Consider the following 18,978-nt stretch of genomic DNA (forward strand, 5'->3'; position numbering starts at 1 on the left):
ATTATAAAGTCTGAAGAGATTTTGTCAAGAAAAACTCCTTGCTGGCACCGCCAGACTATGGGTGCGCAACTTGTTGCTCCAAACATTTTTATAATTGACGATCCTGTAAAAATAGTATATGATCAAACCATACTTTAAAAGAAAATAATCCCTGCCTATATGGTTAACCGTTCAATGGAAACCGGAGATCATACGCTGTGCGTATGGTCTTTTTTGTTGTACAGGAAGCCGGATTCAAGAGCGGTTTTCTGCAGTAACACAAACATAAATGGAGGAATGAAGATGAGTGTTAACTTAACAAGTCCGGCCGTCGAACTCCGGGAATCGCGTCTGCATACGATCACCGGCTACGAAGGCGATGCCGCCCGTTTAATCAGTTGCCGCGACCTGCCCAACCGGGAGAGAAGCTTTACCCAGTGCGGTTCCTGCGGCGCCGATCAGGTTATGAACCTGTTGAGTCAGATCCAGGATGCCGCTGTCGTTGAACATGGCCCTGCCGGCTGCGCCAGCGACATTCCCTTTCGCAATGGTGTTTTCCGTATGGGAAACCGGCGCTTAGGCTATCACGTGCATAATATCAAATATATCAATACCAACCTGAATGAAAATGATACCATTTACGGCGGCGAGGCCAAACTGGATCAGGCGGTCCGGGAAGCGTACCGCCGCTTTCAGCCTAAAGCCATTTTTGTCACTACCACCTGCGCTTCGGCTATTATCGGCGATGATGTTCCCGGTATTTGCGACGCCCTGGAGGAAGAGCTCGGCATCCCGGTCATTGCCACCTTATGCGAAGGCTTCCGCACCAACATCTGGGCCACCGGCTTCGATTCGGCCAATCATAGCATTCTGCGCAAAATTGTTAAACCGGCCAGACAGAAACAGGCCGATTTGATTAACGTCATTAGCTTCGAGCACCATTTTTTGTATCAGAGTGTGTTTGAACAGCTGGGGTTACGCGCCAATCATATTGTGCCGTTATCCACGATTGAACAATTGGAACATATTTCCGAGGCCGCCGCTACTGTCCAATACTGTGAAACCTTAGGCAGCTATCTGGCGGCCGGCTTGGAGGAATATTTCGGAGTTCCCGAGGTCAAAGCCCCCGCCCCCTTTGGTCTGAAAGCTTCGGATGAACTGCTGCGGGAAATCGGCCGTCTTTTTAACAAAGAAGCAGCAGCGGAAAAAGTCATTGCCAACGAACGGGCCAACATTGCCCGGGATCTGGAACGGCTCAGAAACCGCCTGACCGGCAAAAAAGTTTATATCGCGGCCGGTGGTCCGCTCGCTTACAGCATTATTGCCCTGGTTAAGGACCTCGGTATGGAGGTCGTTGGCACTTCAGTATGGCACCATGATCAAACCTACGATAACGATGATGACCGGATCAACTTTCTCAATTTTGCCGTCAAAACATACGGAAATTTTCATGTAGGTGTTTGCAATAAACAAGCCTTTGAGGTAACCAATGCCATCAATAAGTACCAGCCCGATATTGCCATCACCCGCCATATTGAAACCGTATGGGCCGCCAAACTAGGAATTCCCTCCATCTTTGCCGGCAACCAACCGACAGAAATGCTGTATGACGGGTTGATCCGTTTCGGCCAGACCATTGATGATGCCATTTCCAATCCGGCGTACATCAAAAACGTAGCCAAGCATAGTAAACTTCCCTATACCGATTGGTGGCTCAACCAAAATACCTACTCTTTCTTAAGGAGCGAATGATATGACTGGAATCTTACAAGGACCGCGCCACGGCTGTGCCTTAGGTGCATTTCAAAGCGTTGTCGCCATTGAGCGGGCCATTCCCATCCTGCATGCCGGCCCCGGCTGTGGCTCCAAGCTGCACCGCGGCTTATCCCGGGCCGGCGGTCAGCAGGGTACCGGCTACGCCGGGGCCGATGCCATGCCCTGCACCAATATGATTGAAAAAGACGTTGTTTTTGGCGGTACCGATAAATTGCGGGACGTCATCTCCGGAACCTTACAGATTATGGACGGTGATTTTTTCGTTGTCCTGACCGGCTGCACCGCCGACATTATCGGCGACGATGTCAGCAGCATTGTCAGCGAATTTACGCAGCAAAACATTCCCATCGTCCATGTTGAGACAGCAGGCTTTAAAGGAGACGGTTACAAAGGCCACGAGCTGCTGCTGGAGGCGATTATCAACCAGTACTTAAAACCGGTAGAGCAAACAGAACCCAGCCTGGTCAACGTATTTGCCAGCGTACCGCGCCATGATCCCTTTTGGGAGGGCGATTTGCATGAGTTGAGGCAGCTCTTGGCGGGTATCGGTCTTAAAGCGAATATTTTGTTCGGCTACAACAGCGGCGGCCGCCAAGCGCTTGATGCCATCCCCGCTGCCCAGTTCAATCTGGTGGTTTCCCCCTACATCGGACTGAAAGCGGCCCAATTGCTGCAGGAAAAATTCGGCACCCCGTTTCTTCATTATCCGGTGCTGCCTGTGGGTGGCACGGAAACCTCCCGCTTTTTACGCACCGTAGCCGAATTTGCCGGAACAGCATCGCCGGCAACGGAAGCGTTTATTAAAGAGCAGGAAGCTGAATTTTATCATTACATTATCCGGGCGGCCGATGTACTAACCGAGTACCAGCTTAATCAGCCCAAACGGTTTTATAATATCAACGATACTTCCTATGCCCTGGCGTTCAGCAGATTCCTGGTAAATGAACTGGGCTATTTCCCGCTCCACCAGTTTGTAACCGAAGAGGTGCCGGAAGAATATCAGGAAACCATCAAACAATATTTTCAGGACCTGGCGCCGGGTATTTCCTCGGATATTACCATTACACAAGACAGTGGCGTCATTGAAGACCATATCCGTTCCACCCGCCATCTGACCACACCGCTGTTTCTCGCTTCCTGCTGGGAACTGGACGTAGCCAGAGATGCTAAAGGTATTCACCTTAGCGTCGGGCTGCCGGTTATCGACCGGTTAGTACTGCATCGCACCTATGCAGGGTACCGCGGCGGTTTGAACCTGGTCGAGGATATCTATTCCCGCTTGCTGGGCAAGCACCGCGAATAATTCCTAGAAATATAACCTAAAGCAGCGCCGTTAGTTTCCTTATCGGAAAACTAACGGCGCTGCTTTAATCTATCCTCATATTTTTATCAATCGCTTCCCCTGTTTCAATAGCCACTTGCTTGCCTTACGGCGAATTTTTATCATGGGTTGCCAAAAATCAGCGGTTCCCTAAAAAAGATTGCCTCCGGCGTCAAAAGCCAGCTCGGCTGGTTCCTCTTCCGCCGCAAAACGGCTGTCACCGCGCAGTTCTTCATACAAGGCGGCTGAAACGTACAGTGTATCCAAGGCGGCGGTATTTTTTATGCGGGCCACTTTAAGACGCGGAACTGAAATTCCTCCGGCCCCTTGAATAGCCGCCTGTATCGCCAGCCGGTCATTGGCCAGCACCATCGGAATTTTAGCGGCGGCACGAAATCCTGACTGCAAGGCCTGTTGGTAGGTCTGTTCAAAGTTGAATTTGCCGAACGCCCGGGCGGTCGTATAATCGGCAAAGCCAAGACCCATTCCGTTGCCCCGGGAGGCCTCCCCAATATCCAGCACGGCAATGCTTCCCACCCGCCTGCCGGCTGCGTTTGGGTTGGTACCGACAATGCCGGTGTCCAGCCCGTTATCACTGACATGGCTGCCAATTTCATCTACCACCAGCACATCCAAACCGGACAGGTGCAGCCGGGGCATTAGCCGTTTGGCCGCCTGTTGCAACGCATCCTCCTGCTGGTGCAAATTGCGGCTGTGCAAAACTTTGATATAGGCCGGTTGGTTGTAGGCATTTTCCACGACCGCCAGGCCAAACAGGAAATTAGCCTGTTGCAAAGCCATATGGCTGAATTCGTCAATATTTTGCCATCCACCACCATGGCCATAATGACGTCCGGCGACTGCGCCAAGCTGTTTTCCCAGCCCCATGGCAATGATTTTCATTAAACCGCCTTCCCGGCCGCCAAAAAGACAAGCATTGGGTCTTACCAGATTAATGACAATAATGCCATCGGCTTCATACGCGTAGCGGTCCATGAAAACGGGAATGCCGCTTGGAGACTCCCCGATAAATACGCTTTCCTGCGTGGAACGAACGGGAGCGCCTACGGTGTTTTCGTCAATTCCCAGACTGTGCAGTTTGCGTTTTTGCCCTTCCGCCGTTGCCGCTTCGTCACTACTCAGCGCCGACACAATAAAAGGCTCAGCCCCTGCGGCACGCAACTGGCGGACCAGTATGCGGACAAGATCCGGTAATTGCCGGATTTCCCGCGTGCCGACAGCAATCGCAATCCGCTGTCCGATGGTCAGGCGGTTCAATACTTCCGATTGGCGGAGCTCTTGCAGTAATTCTTCTTCCCAACAAGCCAGCCGGGGCTGCTCAAAAATTTGTTTCACTTTATACAACCGTGGTATGGAAATGCCTGCTAACAGACGCTCGATACTCATGTTAATCCTTCTCCTTTGGTACTAGTACCTTGTCAGCCTTAATCCAGTGAATACCGGTGGCCTATTTTCCGCATCGCTTCGTTGTCGTCCGTCAGCATACTAACGGTATGCCTCTTTCCTTCGCCTCACGCTGTGAAAGATAGCCTCGTCATTCTCCTACTGTTTTAAGACTGGCAAGGTACTAAACTCTTATCGGTCCCTGCCATATCCGGGCACCTGCTGTTTCGCCAAAGCTGCGGCTAAAAAACGGGCCGGGAGTCAACATCCGTTAGGCTGTCCTTGAGCACACACCTTTGTTTTCCAGACAAAGAAAAAAAGCTAACAGCATTCCTTAACAAGGAATGGCTATTAGCCTTCAGTTCTCTGATCAGCCTATTCTATCTATGTAATACTTTGCCCGGTCTGACGGAATTTTCGGGAAAAATCCGTTTTTAGCGATAGCTTTCGTAAAACACAATATCTTCTAACGGCTTGCGCTGCGTCGCGTGTCGGTCCGGTGAAGCCGCTTCGCCGTCGGCGTAGCCAATGGCCAGAATATTGATCGGCTCCACATCTTTCGGCAGCTTAAATTCGTCGTGGATTATCACCGGGTCAAAATGGCCTACCCACAAGGTCCCCAGCCCCAGTTCGGTTGCCTCCAGCATAAGCTGGGTGGTAACTATGGAGGCATCAATATCCAGTGTGTTTTTCCCGTCGTACTTTCTAACCCAAGCCGCCGGTTTTTCCCCGCAGATAATAATCGCCAGGGGCGCACCAAAGATATTAGCCCCCTTTTTCAGTTTGGCCAAGCCCTCCTTTTCCCGGACGACCACCAGCCGCTGGGGCTGCTTATTGGCGGCGGTGGGCGCCACCCGGCCTGCTTCCAGTATTTTCGACAGTTTGTCTTCCTCCACCGGTTTTTCCTGATATTTGCGTACAGAATACCGTCTTTTGGCTAAATCCAGAAAGCTCATTAGCAACCATCCTTCCTTACCGACTGTATTGATTCAACCTTCGCGCGCTTTCACCGGTTGTATTGCCGGTTATGCAAAAAAGGACAGATTAAGATTCAAAAGAAAATTAACCTGACCTTTGGTCTGTTTACCAACCAGTCTGCCTTTCTATTATATTAGATTATACGGAAAACCATACGGAAAAACAAGCCATAAATGGGATTTTTACTCCCGGTTTACATTCTGTGAGTATGTTTATTGCTGGCTGGCCTCCAGCGCTTTTTCCAGATAATATAGCAAATCGTCAACATCCTCCAACCCGATGGACAGGCGGACCAGATCCTCCGTAACCCCGCTCGACAACTGCTCTTCCACCGTCAGTTGCTGATGGGTGGTGCTGGCCGGATGAATGACCAGCGATTTGGCATCGCCCACATTGGCCAGATGGGAAAATAGGCCCAGATTATTGATGAATTTTTTTCCGGCAGCCAGTCCTCCCTTGATACCAAAGGTAAGAATGGCCCCCGGCCCTTTGGGAAAATATTTTTTCGCTTTGGTATAGGACGGGCTATCTTCCAATCCCGGATAATTAACCCAGCTCACATGTTGATGACCGGCTAAATATCCGGCAATGGCCCGGGCATTGGCCACATGCCGTTCCAAACGGAGCGACAGCGTTTCCAGGCCCTGAAGAAACAGGAACGCATTAAAGGGACTGATGGCTGCCCCGGTATCACGCAGCAAAATAACCCGGGCTTTAAAAATATATGCCGCATTTTCAAAGGTCTCTGTAAAGGACAGGCCGTGATAACTGGGATCAGGCTCCACAAGACCGGGAAACTTGCCGTTCTGCCAGTTGAATTTGCCCGAATCGACAATGACACCGCCGATGGAAGTTCCATGACCGCCCAAAAACTTCGTTGCCGAATGAACCACAATATCGGCGCCCCAGTCAAAAGGCTTGTTGAGATAAGGCGTGGCAAAGGTACTGTCGACAATCAGCGGAATACCATTCTCATGGGCAATCTTGGCCACATTTTCAATATCCAGTATGTCAATTTTAGGATTACCGATAATTTCCGCATAAACGGCCTTAGTTTTTGGCGTAATGGCTTTGCGGAAGTTTTCCGGCTCATCGGGATCAACAAAATGCACCGTAATCCCCAGTTTAGGCAGGGTATGGTGAAACAGGTTATAGGTACCGCCATATAAGGCTGCGGAAGATACGATCTCATCACCGGCCTGGGCAATGGTAAGGATCGAATAAGTAATAGCCGCCTGGCCTGACGCAACAGCCAGGGCTCCGACGCCACCCTCCAGGGCGGCAATGCGCTCTTCAAAAACCGACTGGGTCGGATTGAGCATCCGCGTATAGACATTCCCAAACTCGGCCAGCGAGAACAGACGGGCGGCCCGCTCGGTATCTCCCAGCACAAAAGACGTGCTTTGATAAATGGGTACGGCTCTGGCTCCGGTGACTGGATCAGGCACCTGACCGGCATGCAGGGCCAGTGTATCAAAACCATGTTGTCTTTCCTTTTCTTCCGTCATATAAAAATCGCTCCTTTTTTCTTTAAAATTATGTAATATTGCAGTAAAGCGGCCAGCAGCTATTTGCCAAAGCTGACCTTTCCCCTTGTCTTTGCCGGGATTGCCTTTTTGTCTGACTTGCGACAACTCCCGTTCTCAGCAGCAATACGGTTCTGTTTGCTGCCATCTTTATTTTCTTGCGGCGGCAATTGAGCCTGCCGCTCTTGTAAACTGCGGGCACGCCGGGCTGCCTCAATCGTCAAATCATACAACAATCCCATGGGAACTCCTCCTCTTACTAAAATTCACAATATATATTGCGCTATCGTCTACCAGTATTGTCCGAGGCCGGAAAACTGTGTTGTCCGGCGTTTGGCACGATACAGCCTCTTTTTCTGTAGCCAGGCAATACGGTTAAGTACTTCCTCAATTTCTCCTTCGGCCACATAAGGTTCCATACCCCGGTAACCTAGCATGACGGCAGCTCCCGGACCGATCTGCTGTGCCAGTACCATATTACAATCGGCAATGCCTTCCACCAGATTAAGCAGCATTTCCTTGTGGTTGGCATATGCCGGTCTGTCCACATCACGAACGTCATCCAGGTAAAACCGGTCTTCCATGAGTCTGAAAATCCAGAACTTATCGGTAGTGGCAAAGTGCCGGTTAATATACCTGCCATCAACACTGGCCACCGCAACAAGAAAAGCCACCGTCTGTCACCTCCACAAAATGCTGCCAATCAGGCGTCCTGCACCGGAATTGACTTAGTCAATACGCCAGACAATCAGCCTTTTTTCCATAAAGACCAGTACCGTGTCAATGGCTAACCCAAGCAGGGCAATCACCACGGCGCCGGCAAAAATCCAATGAATATTAAAGTTTTCCTGACTGTACAGGATGAACCAACCCAGCCCCGAACTGGCCCCCATCATTTCCGCCGCAATCAACAGGAAAAATGAATAGCCGGCACTAAGCCTTAGGCCGGTAAAAATGGCCGGTGCCGCCGCCGGCAGCACAACCCGGAAAAAAATTTGCCGGCGCTTCAGGCCAAACGACAACGCGGCTTTAAGCAGAGCCGGCTCTACCTGGCGCACACCGTTCATGGTGTTAAACAAGACCGGCCAAAGGCAGATCCAGGCAATAATGGTAAGCTTCGTGGCTTCGCCAATACCTAAAAACAGGATAATGACATGGAACAAAATAAACGGATTGGCTTGGGCGGCAAGCGCAAATAACGGCTCCAGGACCAGCTCCAGCTTAGGAAACCAGCCACCCATCACCAGCCCCAGGGGAATGGCAATAGCCGCAGCCAGCGCAAAACCGCCCAACGACCGTTCCAGGCTAATCGCAATGTGAGGGAGCAAACTGCCCGCCAGCAGCAAATCCCAAATGGTCGTCAAAATGCCGGATAGCGGCGGAATAAACATATTGTTAACCAGCCCCAGGCGGGCGCCGGCCTCCCAAGCGACTAAAAACAGGCAGACCGCCGCTTTATCCGTTAGCAGCCTTTTTGCGTGGCTTATCACTGTCATACAGCACCTCCTAATTGGATTTTCCCTCTGACAGGAAGCCGTCTTACGGACTTTCGGGCTTGTCGTTCGCGGCATCCTTATCCCCACCTTCCTGTTCGGCGCCATGGCCCGGCATCGACATATGGTGGTTATGCCCTTCCGGCGGCGCAGCGTTTGCCGCCCCGTCGTCCGGGTGGGTATGATGATGGCTATGCTGTTCCGCGGTAAAACCTGAGGCGGCGGCTTGGCTGTTGATCCTGGCTACTTCCTGGCCGCCAAAAAACAAAATCCCGATCAGCACGCCTGTTATCAGCGGCAGGTAATAGGTATTCCCGGTAGCCGGAATCTGCCGTTCAGACCTCTGGTCCAACAAAGCAGGCGGTGTTTGCCAAAAAAAGCTGTCCCGTTCCAATTGCAGAATGAATTGATTGATGCCAATGCCTAACAAAATAATAAAGCCACCGCCGGCATACATCCGGGGAATTTGGTAGTTCATGGCCGAGTTATGCACCAGCCAGCCCATGCCGGCACTGGCTCCCAGCATTTCCGCCGCTACCAGCATAAACACCGCCATTTGCGTGCCGACCCGCAGTCCCGTGATAATGGTCGGAAAGGCAGCCGGCAATAACACGTCCCGGGCCATTCTGAACCGCGATACATGCAGGGAACGGGCGGTCTTCACCAGCAAAAGGTCTACCGCGCGGATGCCTGTGATGGTATGAAATAAAATCGGCCACACTGTGACCAGCGAAATTATGGCCAGCTTTTGCGCTTCCCCAATGCCAAAAAACAGAATAAACACCGGTGCCAGGGAAAAAGGATTGACATGGCTGAGCAAACGGAACAGCGGATCAAGCTGCCGTGACAGGCCGGCAAACCAGCCTTCCAGAATAAAGGCCAGTGGTACTGCCACCGCTACCGCCAGCAGCAGGCCGGTCAGGACACGCCAGAGACTAACCACTAAATGGCTGTATAAACTGCCGTCCAGGCCGAGTTGCTTTACAGCCTGCAGCGTAGTGGACAGCGCCGGCAGGAACTGGGCATCGGCCCAGCCCAAACGGGGCGCGATTTCCCAAAGGGCCAGCAGGGCCAAAACCCCCGACCAGCGGAGTAAAACATAGCGCAGCTTAGCTGTGGTCAAATGCATACCATTCCCTCCGTTTATAAGGCTGCCGACGACGAAATGGCTTCGGCAATACTTTGCCCGGCAACCGGCCCGCCTGCTCCGGCAGACTCATCATTTTGCAGCAACTGCCAGATCTTATGGCGAATCCAGCCAAATTCGGCTGAAGAACGGATACCGTCACGGGGCCGGGGCAGATTAATATCCACAACCTCTTTGATCGTACCGGGATTGGCCGTCATAACCGCTACCCGGTCCCCTAAAAATACCGCTTCGTCAATGCCATGGGTAACAAAGATAATGGTTTTCTTGGTTTTTTCCCAGATTCGCAGCAGTTCCTCCTGCAGCGTCTCCCTGGTTTGGGCATCCACTGCCGCAAAAGGCTCATCCATTAACAGCACTTCCGGATCATACGCCAGCGCCCGGGCGATGGCCACCCGCTGCTTCATCCCGCCGGACAGTTCATGGGGGTACCGTTCCTCAAAATTCTTCAGGCCAACCAGTTCAATATATTTCTGGCTGATTTCCCGGCGCTCCTTAGGCGGCACTTTTTTCACTTCCAGGCCAAACTCGACGTTTTTCCGGACCGTTCGCCAGGGAAACAGGGCATATCCCTGTAATACAATGCCCCGGTCCAGGTCCGGGCCGGTAATGAGGCGGCCGTCAATAAAAATCTCTCCCGAACTGGGTTTGGCCAAGCCTGCCACCATATCAAGGAATGTTGATTTACCGCAGCCGCTGGGTCCGACAATCACCAGGAATTCGCCCTGCTTAACTGTAAGGTCCAACTGCTTGATAGCCTCAAATTCACTAAGTCCGCCGTCCCCTTTTTGCTTAATGGTATATACCCGGCGGATATTGCGGGCTACAATCTTATCGTCGCCGGCCGACCCTTGACTCTGCGCTTGTATATTACCGGACATTTTCCTTCCTCCTCATGGCGCTGCTGCGCCTTTTTATTTACTTTAAGAAAACATAGAGGCCAAGCTCCATTCAGGAACTTGGCCTCTATGTTTCATAGTCGGACAAGTGTGCAGCCCTATGTTTATCCAAAATGCTCTCTTCAAAATGAGGGTTGTTTTTTAATCTTGAAATAACACCGTGCTAATATAACGCTCGCCTGTATCAGGCAAGATAGCCACAATTAATTGCCCGGCATGTTCCCGCCGTTTGGCCAGTTGCAGGGCGGCAAAAGCCGCTGCGCCCGAGGAAATGCCGACCAGTATGCCTTCCTGCCGGGCCAGGTCCCGTGCCGTTTCCACGGCTTCCTCATTTTTCACCTTATAAATCTCGTCAACAATATCCAGGTTCAGTACGCCCGGCACAAATCCCGCGCCAATCCCCTGTATTTTATGGGCACCCGGTTTACCGCCGGAAAGCACCGGCGAATCAAAAGGTTCTACGGCAATAACTTTCAGCGTAGGTTTGCGTTTTTTCAGCACTTCCCCGATACCGGTAATCGTTCCTCCTGTGCCCACACCGCCGATAATCACATCCACCCGGCCGTCGGTATCGGCCCAGATCTCTTCTGCCGTTGTTGCCCGGTGGATAGCCGGATTGGCCGCATTGTTAAACTGTTGGGGAATAAACGAGTTCGGTATTTGCGCCGCCAGTTCCTCAGCCTTGCGGACGGCGCCTTTCATACCCTCCGCTCCCGGGGTCAGCACCAGCTCTGCGCCATAGACCTTTAGCAGGCTGCGCCGCTCGGTGCTCATGGTTTCCGGCATAGTCAGGATCAGACGGTAGCCCCTGGCAGCGGCAATAAAGGCCAGGGCGATGCCGGTATTGCCGCTGGTCGGTTCGATAATAACGGTATCCTTACCGATTAGCCCTTGCTCCTCCGCGGCTTTCAGCATGCTAAGACCAATCCGGTCTTTCACGCTCCCGCCGGGATTAAACAATTCCAGTTTGGCAACTACTTCGGCACTTTCGGCTGTTACCACCTTGTTTAATTTAAGCAGCGGCGTACCGCCGATCAGATCGGTTACACTATTCGCTATTTTAGCCATATTCCCACTCCTCATTTCTTTGTTCAGGCATTGCTTTCATCAATGTACGAAAAAGCATCCTTCTCATACCAGTCGTCCCGGTACGGCAGGCGGATATTTTGCCCCAGACTCCGGTTAAACGCCGGATTCCGGAGAATTCTGGCCAACCGGCGGGCAAATTCAAATACGCCGGCATACCCCAAAAAGAGCTGGCTCTGGTGAAAAAGAGGAATAACGGGAATACCCTGTTTGGCGGCCCAGGCATTGGTGCCCACATGGCCGACATACACATCGGGTTTCAGCCTGTGTACCAGGTTTGCCATTTCAAAGGGCTGCCCGGTAGCGACATTAAAGGGAATCTGCTGGATAGCCTCCTGTTCACCCAGCATTTCATCGCCGAATTGATCATAATGGTAGGCCCGCAGCCCAATGACTTCCAGCCCTAAATACTGGAGCAGTTCGGCATTGGCCACGACACGGATTTCCCCGCCGCCGACCAGCACCCGTTTGCCCTTGAACAACTCCCGGTAAGGGGCTAGGGCTTCTTCCAACTGCCTGACCTCCTGATCAATAAACCGCGCTGCCTCTTTTTCCATACCAAAAAATTCGGCAATGTCCTGAATCCAGCGATTGGTGTATTTTACACCGATTGGAATGGTCCGGAGAATAAAGGGAATATGGTATTTCTCTTTCAGATGTTCAACAAAATAGTCGTCATGGGTCGCGCAAATACTTACATTTAAGGCCGCTTCAGTCGCTTTTTTAAAATCCTCCGGATGAGCATAACAGGGCAGGATGTTGAGATTCAAATCCAGCGCCTGCAGCAGCCGTACCAATTCATATTCGTCAATGCGGCTCATGGAAGAAACATTTAATACGTTAACCGTGCGGCTGATGCGGTACTTTTCCAGAAATATTTCCTGTTCATCCCGCTCCAGCCGTTCATCGACCGGATCAGGTTCAATCAAATTGCGCAATATGCCGTGATAGACGGCGTCGTAGGCGCTGGCCATAATTTTCGTTTTAAAGCCTTCACAATGGACCGGCACAATTTTGGCCTTTACTTCCTTTTGCACCTGTTCCACCACACTGTCGACATCATCGCCGATAATGGCCGGCACACAACTATTTACAATGATAATGGCGCTGGGGCGGAATTCCTGTTCAGCATGTAAAATAGCCTCACGCAAATTGTCTTCGCCACCGTTAATAACTTCGGCTTCTCTTAAATTGGTATTCACCCAGATCAGACCCCGGGCACTGCTATCGCGCAGTTGCTGAAACCCCTTGTTAATGCCCGCCTGCGCCAGACTGCCGCCACCGCAGCCCACCGGACCATGAACAATCACCACGGCATCGCGGATGGTATTTAAAATCGCCAGGCTTAAATTCAACTGACAGCCCTGAGTCTGGGCGAATTTCCGTTTGATCCCGTTGAGACAACCCTTTTGTGATTGATCTACCAACCGGCCGCTCGGTCCACCGTAGGCATTGCAGGCCTTTAAGCGGTCCTCGCGCACCGGGGGCGCTTTTTCCTGTATATAATCCATTGATACCGGCTCCCTTCCTTATCGGTTGCTTACCAATATTCCCAGTACATCCTCGGTCAACCGCAAGGCCCCGCTATACCCGGCATAAGCCCGGTCCAGCACTACCCGGTTGGAGATGGGATAGGCCACACTTAAATGAGCGGCCCCCAGGGTATCGGCAAAATCTTTTTCCAGGCTGCTGCCAAAGACAAAAGCCGGACTAAACGAATCAAAATATCGGTTGTTCCGGTTCCGGGGCCAGGCCTTGCTAAAATGCTTGCCCACACTGGCCGTATCGGTATCGAATATCACTTGCGGCTCAACCCCGCATAACCCCTGAAAGCGCTTTCTTACCGACTCCTGTTCCGCCTCCTCCAGATCATCAGTGATTACCACCAGCTCCGGCAGCCAGCCCAGGTCATCGGCCAAAAATTTGGTTAACGCCGACGCATAATTGGCATCGGCTACGACTACGCTGTAGCGCTGAAAATCAAGATCGTTATACACATCGGCTAACCGCACCAGGTAATCATAATAACGCTTCTTTTCTCCGGCAATAACCTTTTCCAGCTCGTGGCCTGGAATGTTCAACGCCCTGCCAACGGTACGCAAAAACTCCTCCGTGCCGGTTGGCCCGATGGGCAGCGGGGCAATCACATAGGGCACGCCATGCACTTCTTCAAATACTTTAGCCGGTTCCACGCCGGACACGTCGGATACAACAATATTCAAGCGGGCTGCCGCCGCAGATTTTAGGTTTTCCAGTGTTTCCCCTTCGCCAAAAAAGGTGTTGACCTGATAGCCCAGCTTCTGAATCAGCGCTTTCAAGACCTGCAGGTTGCCTTTCCAGAATACGTCCTGCACCGGAACCAGGCCAAACAGGTTCACCGTCTTCTCTTCCTTCACCGGATTAGGGGTAACAAAATCACGGAATAATTTGCTGAGAACAATATCATAGCCCTGATACGAGTTGCCCTTGAACCCGCCTGTCTCGGCTGCCAGTACCGGTTCTCCCGCCTGGCGGAACCGATTAGCTACGGCAACGGCGTCATCACCGATAATATCCACCATACAGCCTGTTACAACAAAATATAAATCGCCGTCAACCACTTCCAGCGTGCTGGCGATCTGTTCTTCCAGACGCTCCTCACCGCCAAAGACAATATCCTTCTCGTAGATATTGGAGCTGGGCAGGGCCTGGCCGGCACAGTAGCTGCTGCCCAGATAACCGGCGGCTCCGTTTAAGGCATTGGTGAAGTTGCCGCCGCAGCCGGCAGCGGCATGCAGGATGGATATGGTCCGCGGCAGGGCATTTAACGTGGCTACCGCACCGCCCATAGTGCACAAATAACGCGGCCGGTCAATAAATTTGCTCATATACTTGCCTCCCTGTCAGATAAAAATAATAGTATTAAAACAAAAAAGGCAAAGAGGATTCCGTAAAGGATTCTTCTTTGCCTTCAGTATGGATATACTGATCAGTCAAATCTCATAGCCTGCGACTGGCTTATTCCAAGCGAGCCTGGTTAAGACCGCTGCCATGCCGTCATCACTTCGTTATTCACTTAATGAATATCGTGCACTCACTCAGAAATCTTGCCGCTATCGCGCAAAGCCCGGCACGGGAGTATGAAAAAAGCTAAGGCATACCCTAGGGAGGGTACTAACCTTAGCCTTCAGTTATTCTGATCAGCAAATGCTCTCATTCATTATTTTCTTTAATTATAATGATCTGTATTTATTTGTCAAGCGAAAATATTGTCTGCCGGGACCGGACCGGCGGTCCACAGCCTGTCATAACAAACCGGTCTTGTCAGGAATGATAAAAACGGGAAGCCGGCCCATGTACAATGCAAGACCTTTGCGGAGGGTAGCCGGCTTCCCAAATATAGGGGAAGCAACGTCAAAAACCGGTTACTGAAAATCTTCCAGTACCAAGGAATAGATATCCTCAACCAGCCGTAAGGCCCCTTCATAGCCTACATAGGAGCGGTTTAGCACCAGGCGGTTGGTAACCGGTGTGGCCAGGGAAAGCTGATAGCCGTTAATTTCCCGCGATAAAACACGGTCCCAGGCGCTGCCCAGAATGAGAGGCCGGCTGCGGAAGGTAAGCTTGCGGATATCTTCATGAATTTCGCCACCGTCATTGCTGAAAACCACCTTCGCCTCAATGCCGTCCTCGAAGTTTTTAAATTCTGCCGTTATGCTGTCCTGGTATTCTTCGGCAACGCCATCAGTGATATACTGGGTTTCCGGCAGCAAACCCAAATCATTGATTAAAAAGCGGGCTACGCCAAGCGCATAGAAACTATCGGCAATGGAAACAAACCGCCGGGGCATCAACTGCGTTTCCAGCAGGGAATCGGCAGCCCGGTCAATGTAATAGTAATAATCCTGCTCCAGCTTGTTAATGATTTTTTCCACCCGTTTGCCCTCGATGCCGGCATAGGTTCCCACGGTGCGTAAAAAATTCGCCGTTTCGGTCGGTCCGATCGGCAGCACCGGATAATGCAGATAAGGCGTGCCAAACTTCGCCTCCAGATGTTTTACATTTTTGAGGCCTACCCAGGGAGAAACCAGTAAATTAAACTGGGCTTTCGGTACCCGCCGCAAGGCCTCCAGCCCGTTGCCCGGACCGAAAATAATGTTGGGCGTCAGACCCAGCAGCGCTACCAGTTTTTCAATCTCCCGGAGGTTACCCACCCAGAAAGGGTCCTGGTAAGGCACAACGGCCCAGATGTTCACCAACCTGGCCTCTTTTTCCGCGGCTGGCTGCAAATACTGTTCGATAATGGCATCCAGCACCAGCTCATGGCCAAACAAGTTACTGCCTTTAAAGCCGCCTGTTTCCACAGCCACAACCGGCTTGCCCTGTTCCTGAAACCGGCGGGCCACTTCGCTTACATCGTCACCGACAATATCGGAAGTACAGCCGGTCAAAATAACAAACAGCCCGGCATCAATGACTTTAAGGGCATTGCTCACAATATCACGCAGCCGGTCGTCACCGCCAAAGATGACTTCCTTTTCCCCGATATTAGTGCATGGCACCGAGTGGCCGCCGACATAACCCGACCCCTGGCAGCCATTGGCCGAGCCCAAGGTCCGCCATAACTTCTGACCGCAGCCCGGTCCGGCATGCAAAATAGGCGCTGCCTTTTCAATAGCCAATACCGATTGATAGCCACCCAAGGCGCATACATGGCGTACCTGCTCTACAAATCGCGACATTATCCCACCTCGTCCTGTAAAAAAGTAAAGCTATCCTGCTCCATCCACCAGTCGGTATAAGGAAGAGTGACCCTGGCTGACAGCTTTTTGACAAAATTACGGTTTGTCAAAGCGTCCAGCACCCGAAAGCCAAAATCCACCAGTCCCTGATAGCCATAGGCGGTATATTCGTCACCAATCATAATCGACGGTATGCCCAGTTTGGTAGCCCAAACCGTCATGCCCGGATGGCGGCCGATATATAAATCAGGTTTTAGTTTATTAAGCAGATTCATCATTTCAAACACCTGCTGGTCGGCCACGCTAAAGGGGATATCCTCGGTTCCTTCCAGCAAATGCTGTACCGTTTCCGGTGACTGGCCGCTGTCATACTGCGGATCGTAATGCCAGGAGGCACCCCAGATAATCTCAACGCCCAGTTCCTGCAGCGTCCGGATGTAGTCATGGGCAAAACTGGGTCCCATACCGACAACCGCTTTTTTGCCTTTGAGTTTTCCCCGCAGTTCGGCCAGTTCACCGGCAATCCGGTCTTTTTCTTCCTTTATATAAGCTTCCACGGCCGCTTCCTTGCCGACAATCTTTCCCAATTCCCGGAGCCAGTTGTCCGTCCCCGTTATACCGTGCGGCTGCAATGCTTTCACATAAGGAACTCCATATTGCTGTTCCAGGGCATTGCCGAAGTATCCCCCCAGCGTGCCGCAAATACTAATGGTCGCCACCGATTCGGAGGTTCGCGCCAGTTCGTCTATCGAACTATAGGGCACCATAAATACCGGCTCCAGACCAAACCTGGCCAGCATGGCCGTAATCTGTTGGCGGGCGCTGCCCCGAAAATTAATCAGGTTTACCTTATTGGTTTTCTTTTCCGGCGGTTTGACAATTCCCGTTAAGATGGCATGGAAGGCCGCATCAAAACCGGAAGCCCAGATTTGTGATTTAAACCCTTCGCAGAAGACGGGCGTCAACGGCACCGGAATCTCGTCTCTTAATTCATCCAGCGCGCTGATAATGTCCTCGCCGATAATGCCTGATACGCAGGAAGTGGTAACAAAGATAGCCTTCGGCTGAAACCGCCGATAGGCTTCCCGCACCGCGTCCTTCAGTTTGGCAACCGCCCCGAAAACGGTATCTTCCTCCACCATATTGGTATTAAGAATATTGATATTCCGGTACTCCAGGCCTCTGACCTTGCGGCCCCATTTATCCTGTTCATTGGCCCCGGCACTGTCACCGGCACAGCCGATTGGCGCGTGATTGACCACTGCCGCATCGACAATACCGGACAGATAATTTTGGGCGCAACCGGAGCTGCAGGCACTGGCCTGGCTGAAGCATCTGCCTTTATTTTGCAACGAACAGCCTGATACACGGGCTCCCAAATCCCGGATGGTGCCCTGGTAACCGGTAATGGAGCCCAGACGGTTCTCCCGGATGGCTACTTCGGGAAGCTCTAAATTAATCGCCATAGCAATGGTACCTCCTCTATCCACTTCACACTAAATATATTGTCATGACGGCCGCCACTGCCGGCGGCCGTCATGACACCTTACGTCCCGGCAGGTTTACCTGCCAAACATCAACTGTCAAACGAATGAATCACCAAATCGGAAGCCTTTACCTTGCCTTGCGGGATAACCTTATTGGCTTCCAGGTCCTTGATCCAAGGTACAATTTCGTCTTCCACTATTTTGGTATCGGTAGCATAATAATGAGTGGCATTGACCGGCACATGAATCCAGTCCTCGGTCATTTTGCGAGCCTCTTCCGGATTGTCATTCGCCCATTTTTGAGCCTTGGCAATGGCTCTGGCGAATTTTTTAATGATTTCCGGATTTTTGTCAATAAAGTCAGTCGTAAAGTAGTAATACCCTACACCACCGCCTACGCCCAGACCGGCATCCAGGCTGTCGGCTATTTTGACCATGCCGGCATCTTCCATGGATTTATAGTAAGGCGGATGCACCCCGGCCACACCGACCAGCCCCTGCTTCAATGCCTGTACGGCCTGCACGTCCGGCATGGATACCCACTCAATCTTGCTCCGGTCCAGCCCCTGTTTATCAGCTATTTGGCCGGCCAAGAAATCAGCGCAGATATTCTTGGTAATCGTCGAAAATTTAACGGTCCCTTCTTTGCTGTTTAGATCTTTAAAAGAATGGATATTGCCGTCTTTTTGCGGATTGACATACCAGAACATATGGCGCAGTTTGGGGTCCTGGTCGGGAGTAGGATCAATCCCGGCCCGGACAACGCCTTTAATTTTCGCCCCGCCGGCTATCGCCACGGCCAGGGTATTGGGATGAGCCGATCCCACATCATTATTGCCATTAAGTACCGACGGAATTTGCTGGGCCGGCTGTGTATCGCCGGTATAGACAATCTTTAGCCCTTCTTCAGCAAAAAAGCCTTTTAAATCCGCCACCACCCAGGGAGTGGATTCGCAATTGGTTTTTGACCAGGTTTTAATGGGAAATAAATTATCTTTCGCATCGGTTGTTTGCGCACTTTTAGCCCCTTCGCCACCGCTGACCGGCTTATCGGCAAAATTGGCACCATAGGCGATACCGCCGATAATCGCCAGCCCGATAAGACCGGCTATAATACTTTTAACTGTCTTTTTTTCCGCCATATTTCTTCATTCCTTTTTT

The 18,978-nt window shown here is 51.6% G+C and carries 16 protein-coding genes; 2 read left to right on the forward strand and 14 right to left on the reverse strand.

What is annotated here, in order from left to right:
- Positions 1 to 282: 282 nt before the first annotated feature.
- Together BMW43_RS12965 and BMW43_RS12970 are read left to right on the forward strand one after the other, a co-directional pair.
- A complete protein-coding gene (locus tag BMW43_RS12965) occupies positions 283 to 1,731 on the forward strand; it encodes a nitrogenase component 1 (RefSeq protein WP_091748211.1) in 1,449 nt (482 codons plus the stop codon).
- 1 nt (position 1,732) lies between these two features.
- Positions 1,733 to 3,058: a nitrogenase component 1 gene (locus tag BMW43_RS12970; RefSeq protein ID WP_091748214.1), complete on the forward strand. Its 1,326-nt coding sequence runs from the start codon at positions 1,733 to 1,735 to the stop codon at positions 3,056 to 3,058.
- A gap of 168 nt (positions 3,059 to 3,226) precedes the next feature.
- On the opposite strand, the gene BMW43_RS12975 is transcribed toward BMW43_RS12970, so the two are convergent.
- The 14 genes from BMW43_RS12975 to BMW43_RS13040 all read right to left on the reverse strand — a co-directional run bounded on the left by BMW43_RS12975 (position 3,227) and on the right by BMW43_RS13040 (position 18,959).
- The gene (locus tag BMW43_RS12975) at positions 3,227 to 4,483 is read right to left on the reverse strand and encodes a lactate racemase domain-containing protein (RefSeq protein ID WP_091748217.1); all 1,257 of its coding nucleotides are present in this window, start codon (positions 4,481 to 4,483) and stop codon (positions 3,227 to 3,229) included.
- 431 nt (positions 4,484 to 4,914) lie between these two features.
- On the reverse strand, positions 4,915 to 5,436 hold the full coding sequence (locus BMW43_RS12980) for a nitroreductase family protein (RefSeq protein ID WP_091748220.1): 522 nt from the start codon (positions 5,434 to 5,436) through the stop codon (positions 4,915 to 4,917).
- 234 nt (positions 5,437 to 5,670) lie between these two features.
- Positions 5,671 to 6,966 carry an O-acetylhomoserine aminocarboxypropyltransferase/cysteine synthase family protein gene (locus BMW43_RS12985; protein ID WP_091748221.1) on the reverse strand — a complete coding sequence of 432 codons (1,296 nt, stop codon included), beginning with the start codon at positions 6,964 to 6,966 and terminating at the stop codon, positions 5,671 to 5,673.
- Positions 6,967 to 7,025: 59 nt separating this feature from the next.
- Entirely contained in the window at positions 7,026 to 7,226 is a 201-nt protein-coding gene (locus BMW43_RS12990; protein WP_091748224.1) for a hypothetical protein, read from the reverse strand.
- Between the two features lie 48 nt (positions 7,227 to 7,274).
- Entirely contained in the window at positions 7,275 to 7,658 is a 384-nt protein-coding gene (locus BMW43_RS12995; protein ID WP_091748226.1) for a NifB/NifX family molybdenum-iron cluster-binding protein, read from the reverse strand.
- Positions 7,659 to 7,712: 54 nt separating this feature from the next.
- Positions 7,713 to 8,480: an ABC transporter permease gene (locus tag BMW43_RS13000; RefSeq protein ID WP_091748228.1), complete on the reverse strand. Its 768-nt coding sequence runs from the start codon at positions 8,478 to 8,480 to the stop codon at positions 7,713 to 7,715.
- 43 nt (positions 8,481 to 8,523) lie between these two features.
- Positions 8,524 to 9,606 carry an ABC transporter permease gene (locus BMW43_RS13005; RefSeq protein ID WP_091748231.1) on the reverse strand — a complete coding sequence of 361 codons (1,083 nt, stop codon included), beginning with the start codon at positions 9,604 to 9,606 and terminating at the stop codon, positions 8,524 to 8,526.
- A 14-nt stretch (positions 9,607 to 9,620) separates the two neighbouring features.
- On the reverse strand, positions 9,621 to 10,505 hold the full coding sequence (locus BMW43_RS13010) for an ABC transporter ATP-binding protein (protein WP_091748234.1): 885 nt from the start codon (positions 10,503 to 10,505) through the stop codon (positions 9,621 to 9,623).
- 159 nt (positions 10,506 to 10,664) lie between these two features.
- A complete protein-coding gene (gene cysK / locus BMW43_RS13015) occupies positions 10,665 to 11,591 on the reverse strand; it encodes a cysteine synthase A (protein ID WP_091748237.1) in 927 nt (308 codons plus the stop codon).
- Positions 11,592 to 11,614: 23 nt separating this feature from the next.
- Positions 11,615 to 13,120, reverse strand: a complete 1,506-nt coding sequence (locus BMW43_RS13020; protein ID WP_091748240.1) for a nitrogenase component 1 — start codon at positions 13,118 to 13,120, stop codon at positions 11,615 to 11,617.
- A gap of 18 nt (positions 13,121 to 13,138) precedes the next feature.
- Positions 13,139 to 14,476, reverse strand: a complete 1,338-nt coding sequence (locus BMW43_RS13025) for a nitrogenase component 1 (protein ID WP_091748243.1) — start codon at positions 14,474 to 14,476, stop codon at positions 13,139 to 13,141.
- A 537-nt stretch (positions 14,477 to 15,013) separates the two neighbouring features.
- The gene (locus BMW43_RS13030) at positions 15,014 to 16,330 is read right to left on the reverse strand and encodes a nitrogenase component 1 (protein ID WP_091748246.1); all 1,317 of its coding nucleotides are present in this window, start codon (positions 16,328 to 16,330) and stop codon (positions 15,014 to 15,016) included.
- Entirely contained in the window at positions 16,330 to 17,796 is a 1,467-nt protein-coding gene (locus BMW43_RS13035; RefSeq protein ID WP_091748250.1) for a nitrogenase component 1, read from the reverse strand. Before BMW43_RS13035 ends, BMW43_RS13030 begins: the two co-directional genes overlap by 1 nt.
- A gap of 110 nt (positions 17,797 to 17,906) precedes the next feature.
- On the reverse strand, positions 17,907 to 18,959 hold the full coding sequence (locus BMW43_RS13040; RefSeq protein WP_091748253.1) for an ABC transporter substrate-binding protein: 1,053 nt from the start codon (positions 18,957 to 18,959) through the stop codon (positions 17,907 to 17,909).
- Positions 18,960 to 18,978: the final 19 nt, after the last annotated feature.

It is taken from the genome of Propionispora vibrioides (assembly GCF_900110485.1).
In the GTDB taxonomy this organism is placed as follows: Bacteria; Bacillota; Negativicutes; order Propionisporales; family Propionisporaceae; genus Propionispora; species Propionispora vibrioides.

Bases quoted from the DNA above. Each gene is read 5' to 3' on its own strand.
- BMW43_RS13030 (WP_091748246.1), bottom strand. From the start codon at position 16,330: ATGTCGCGATTTGTAGAGCAGGTACGCCATGTATGCGCCTTGGGTGGC.
- BMW43_RS12990 (WP_091748224.1), bottom strand. From the start codon at position 7,226: ATGGGATTGTTGTATGATTTGACGATTGAGGCAGCCCGGCGTGCCCGC.
- BMW43_RS12970 (WP_091748214.1), top strand. From the start codon at position 1,733: ATGACTGGAATCTTACAAGGACCGCGCCACGGCTGTGCCTTAGGTGCA.
- BMW43_RS12975 (WP_091748217.1), bottom strand. From the start codon at position 4,483: ATGAGTATCGAGCGTCTGTTAGCAGGCATTTCCATACCACGGTTGTAT.
- BMW43_RS12980 (WP_091748220.1), bottom strand. From the start codon at position 5,436: ATGAGCTTTCTGGATTTAGCCAAAAGACGGTATTCTGTACGCAAATAT.
- BMW43_RS13040 (WP_091748253.1), bottom strand. From the start codon at position 18,959: ATGGCGGAAAAAAAGACAGTTAAAAGTATTATAGCCGGTCTTATCGGG.
- BMW43_RS13020 (WP_091748240.1), bottom strand. From the start codon at position 13,120: ATGGATTATATACAGGAAAAAGCGCCCCCGGTGCGCGAGGACCGCTTA.
- BMW43_RS13025 (WP_091748243.1), bottom strand. From the start codon at position 14,476: ATGAGCAAATTTATTGACCGGCCGCGTTATTTGTGCACTATGGGCGGT.
- BMW43_RS12985 (WP_091748221.1), bottom strand. From the start codon at position 6,966: ATGACGGAAGAAAAGGAAAGACAACATGGTTTTGATACACTGGCCCTG.
- BMW43_RS13000 (WP_091748228.1), bottom strand. From the start codon at position 8,480: ATGACAGTGATAAGCCACGCAAAAAGGCTGCTAACGGATAAAGCGGCG.
- BMW43_RS13035 (WP_091748250.1), bottom strand. From the start codon at position 17,796: ATGGCGATTAATTTAGAGCTTCCCGAAGTAGCCATCCGGGAGAACCGT.
- BMW43_RS13010 (WP_091748234.1), bottom strand. From the start codon at position 10,505: ATGTCCGGTAATATACAAGCGCAGAGTCAAGGGTCGGCCGGCGACGAT.
- cysK (WP_091748237.1), bottom strand. From the start codon at position 11,591: ATGGCTAAAATAGCGAATAGTGTAACCGATCTGATCGGCGGTACGCCG.
- BMW43_RS13005 (WP_091748231.1), bottom strand. From the start codon at position 9,606: ATGCATTTGACCACAGCTAAGCTGCGCTATGTTTTACTCCGCTGGTCG.
- BMW43_RS12965 (WP_091748211.1), top strand. From the start codon at position 283: ATGAGTGTTAACTTAACAAGTCCGGCCGTCGAACTCCGGGAATCGCGT.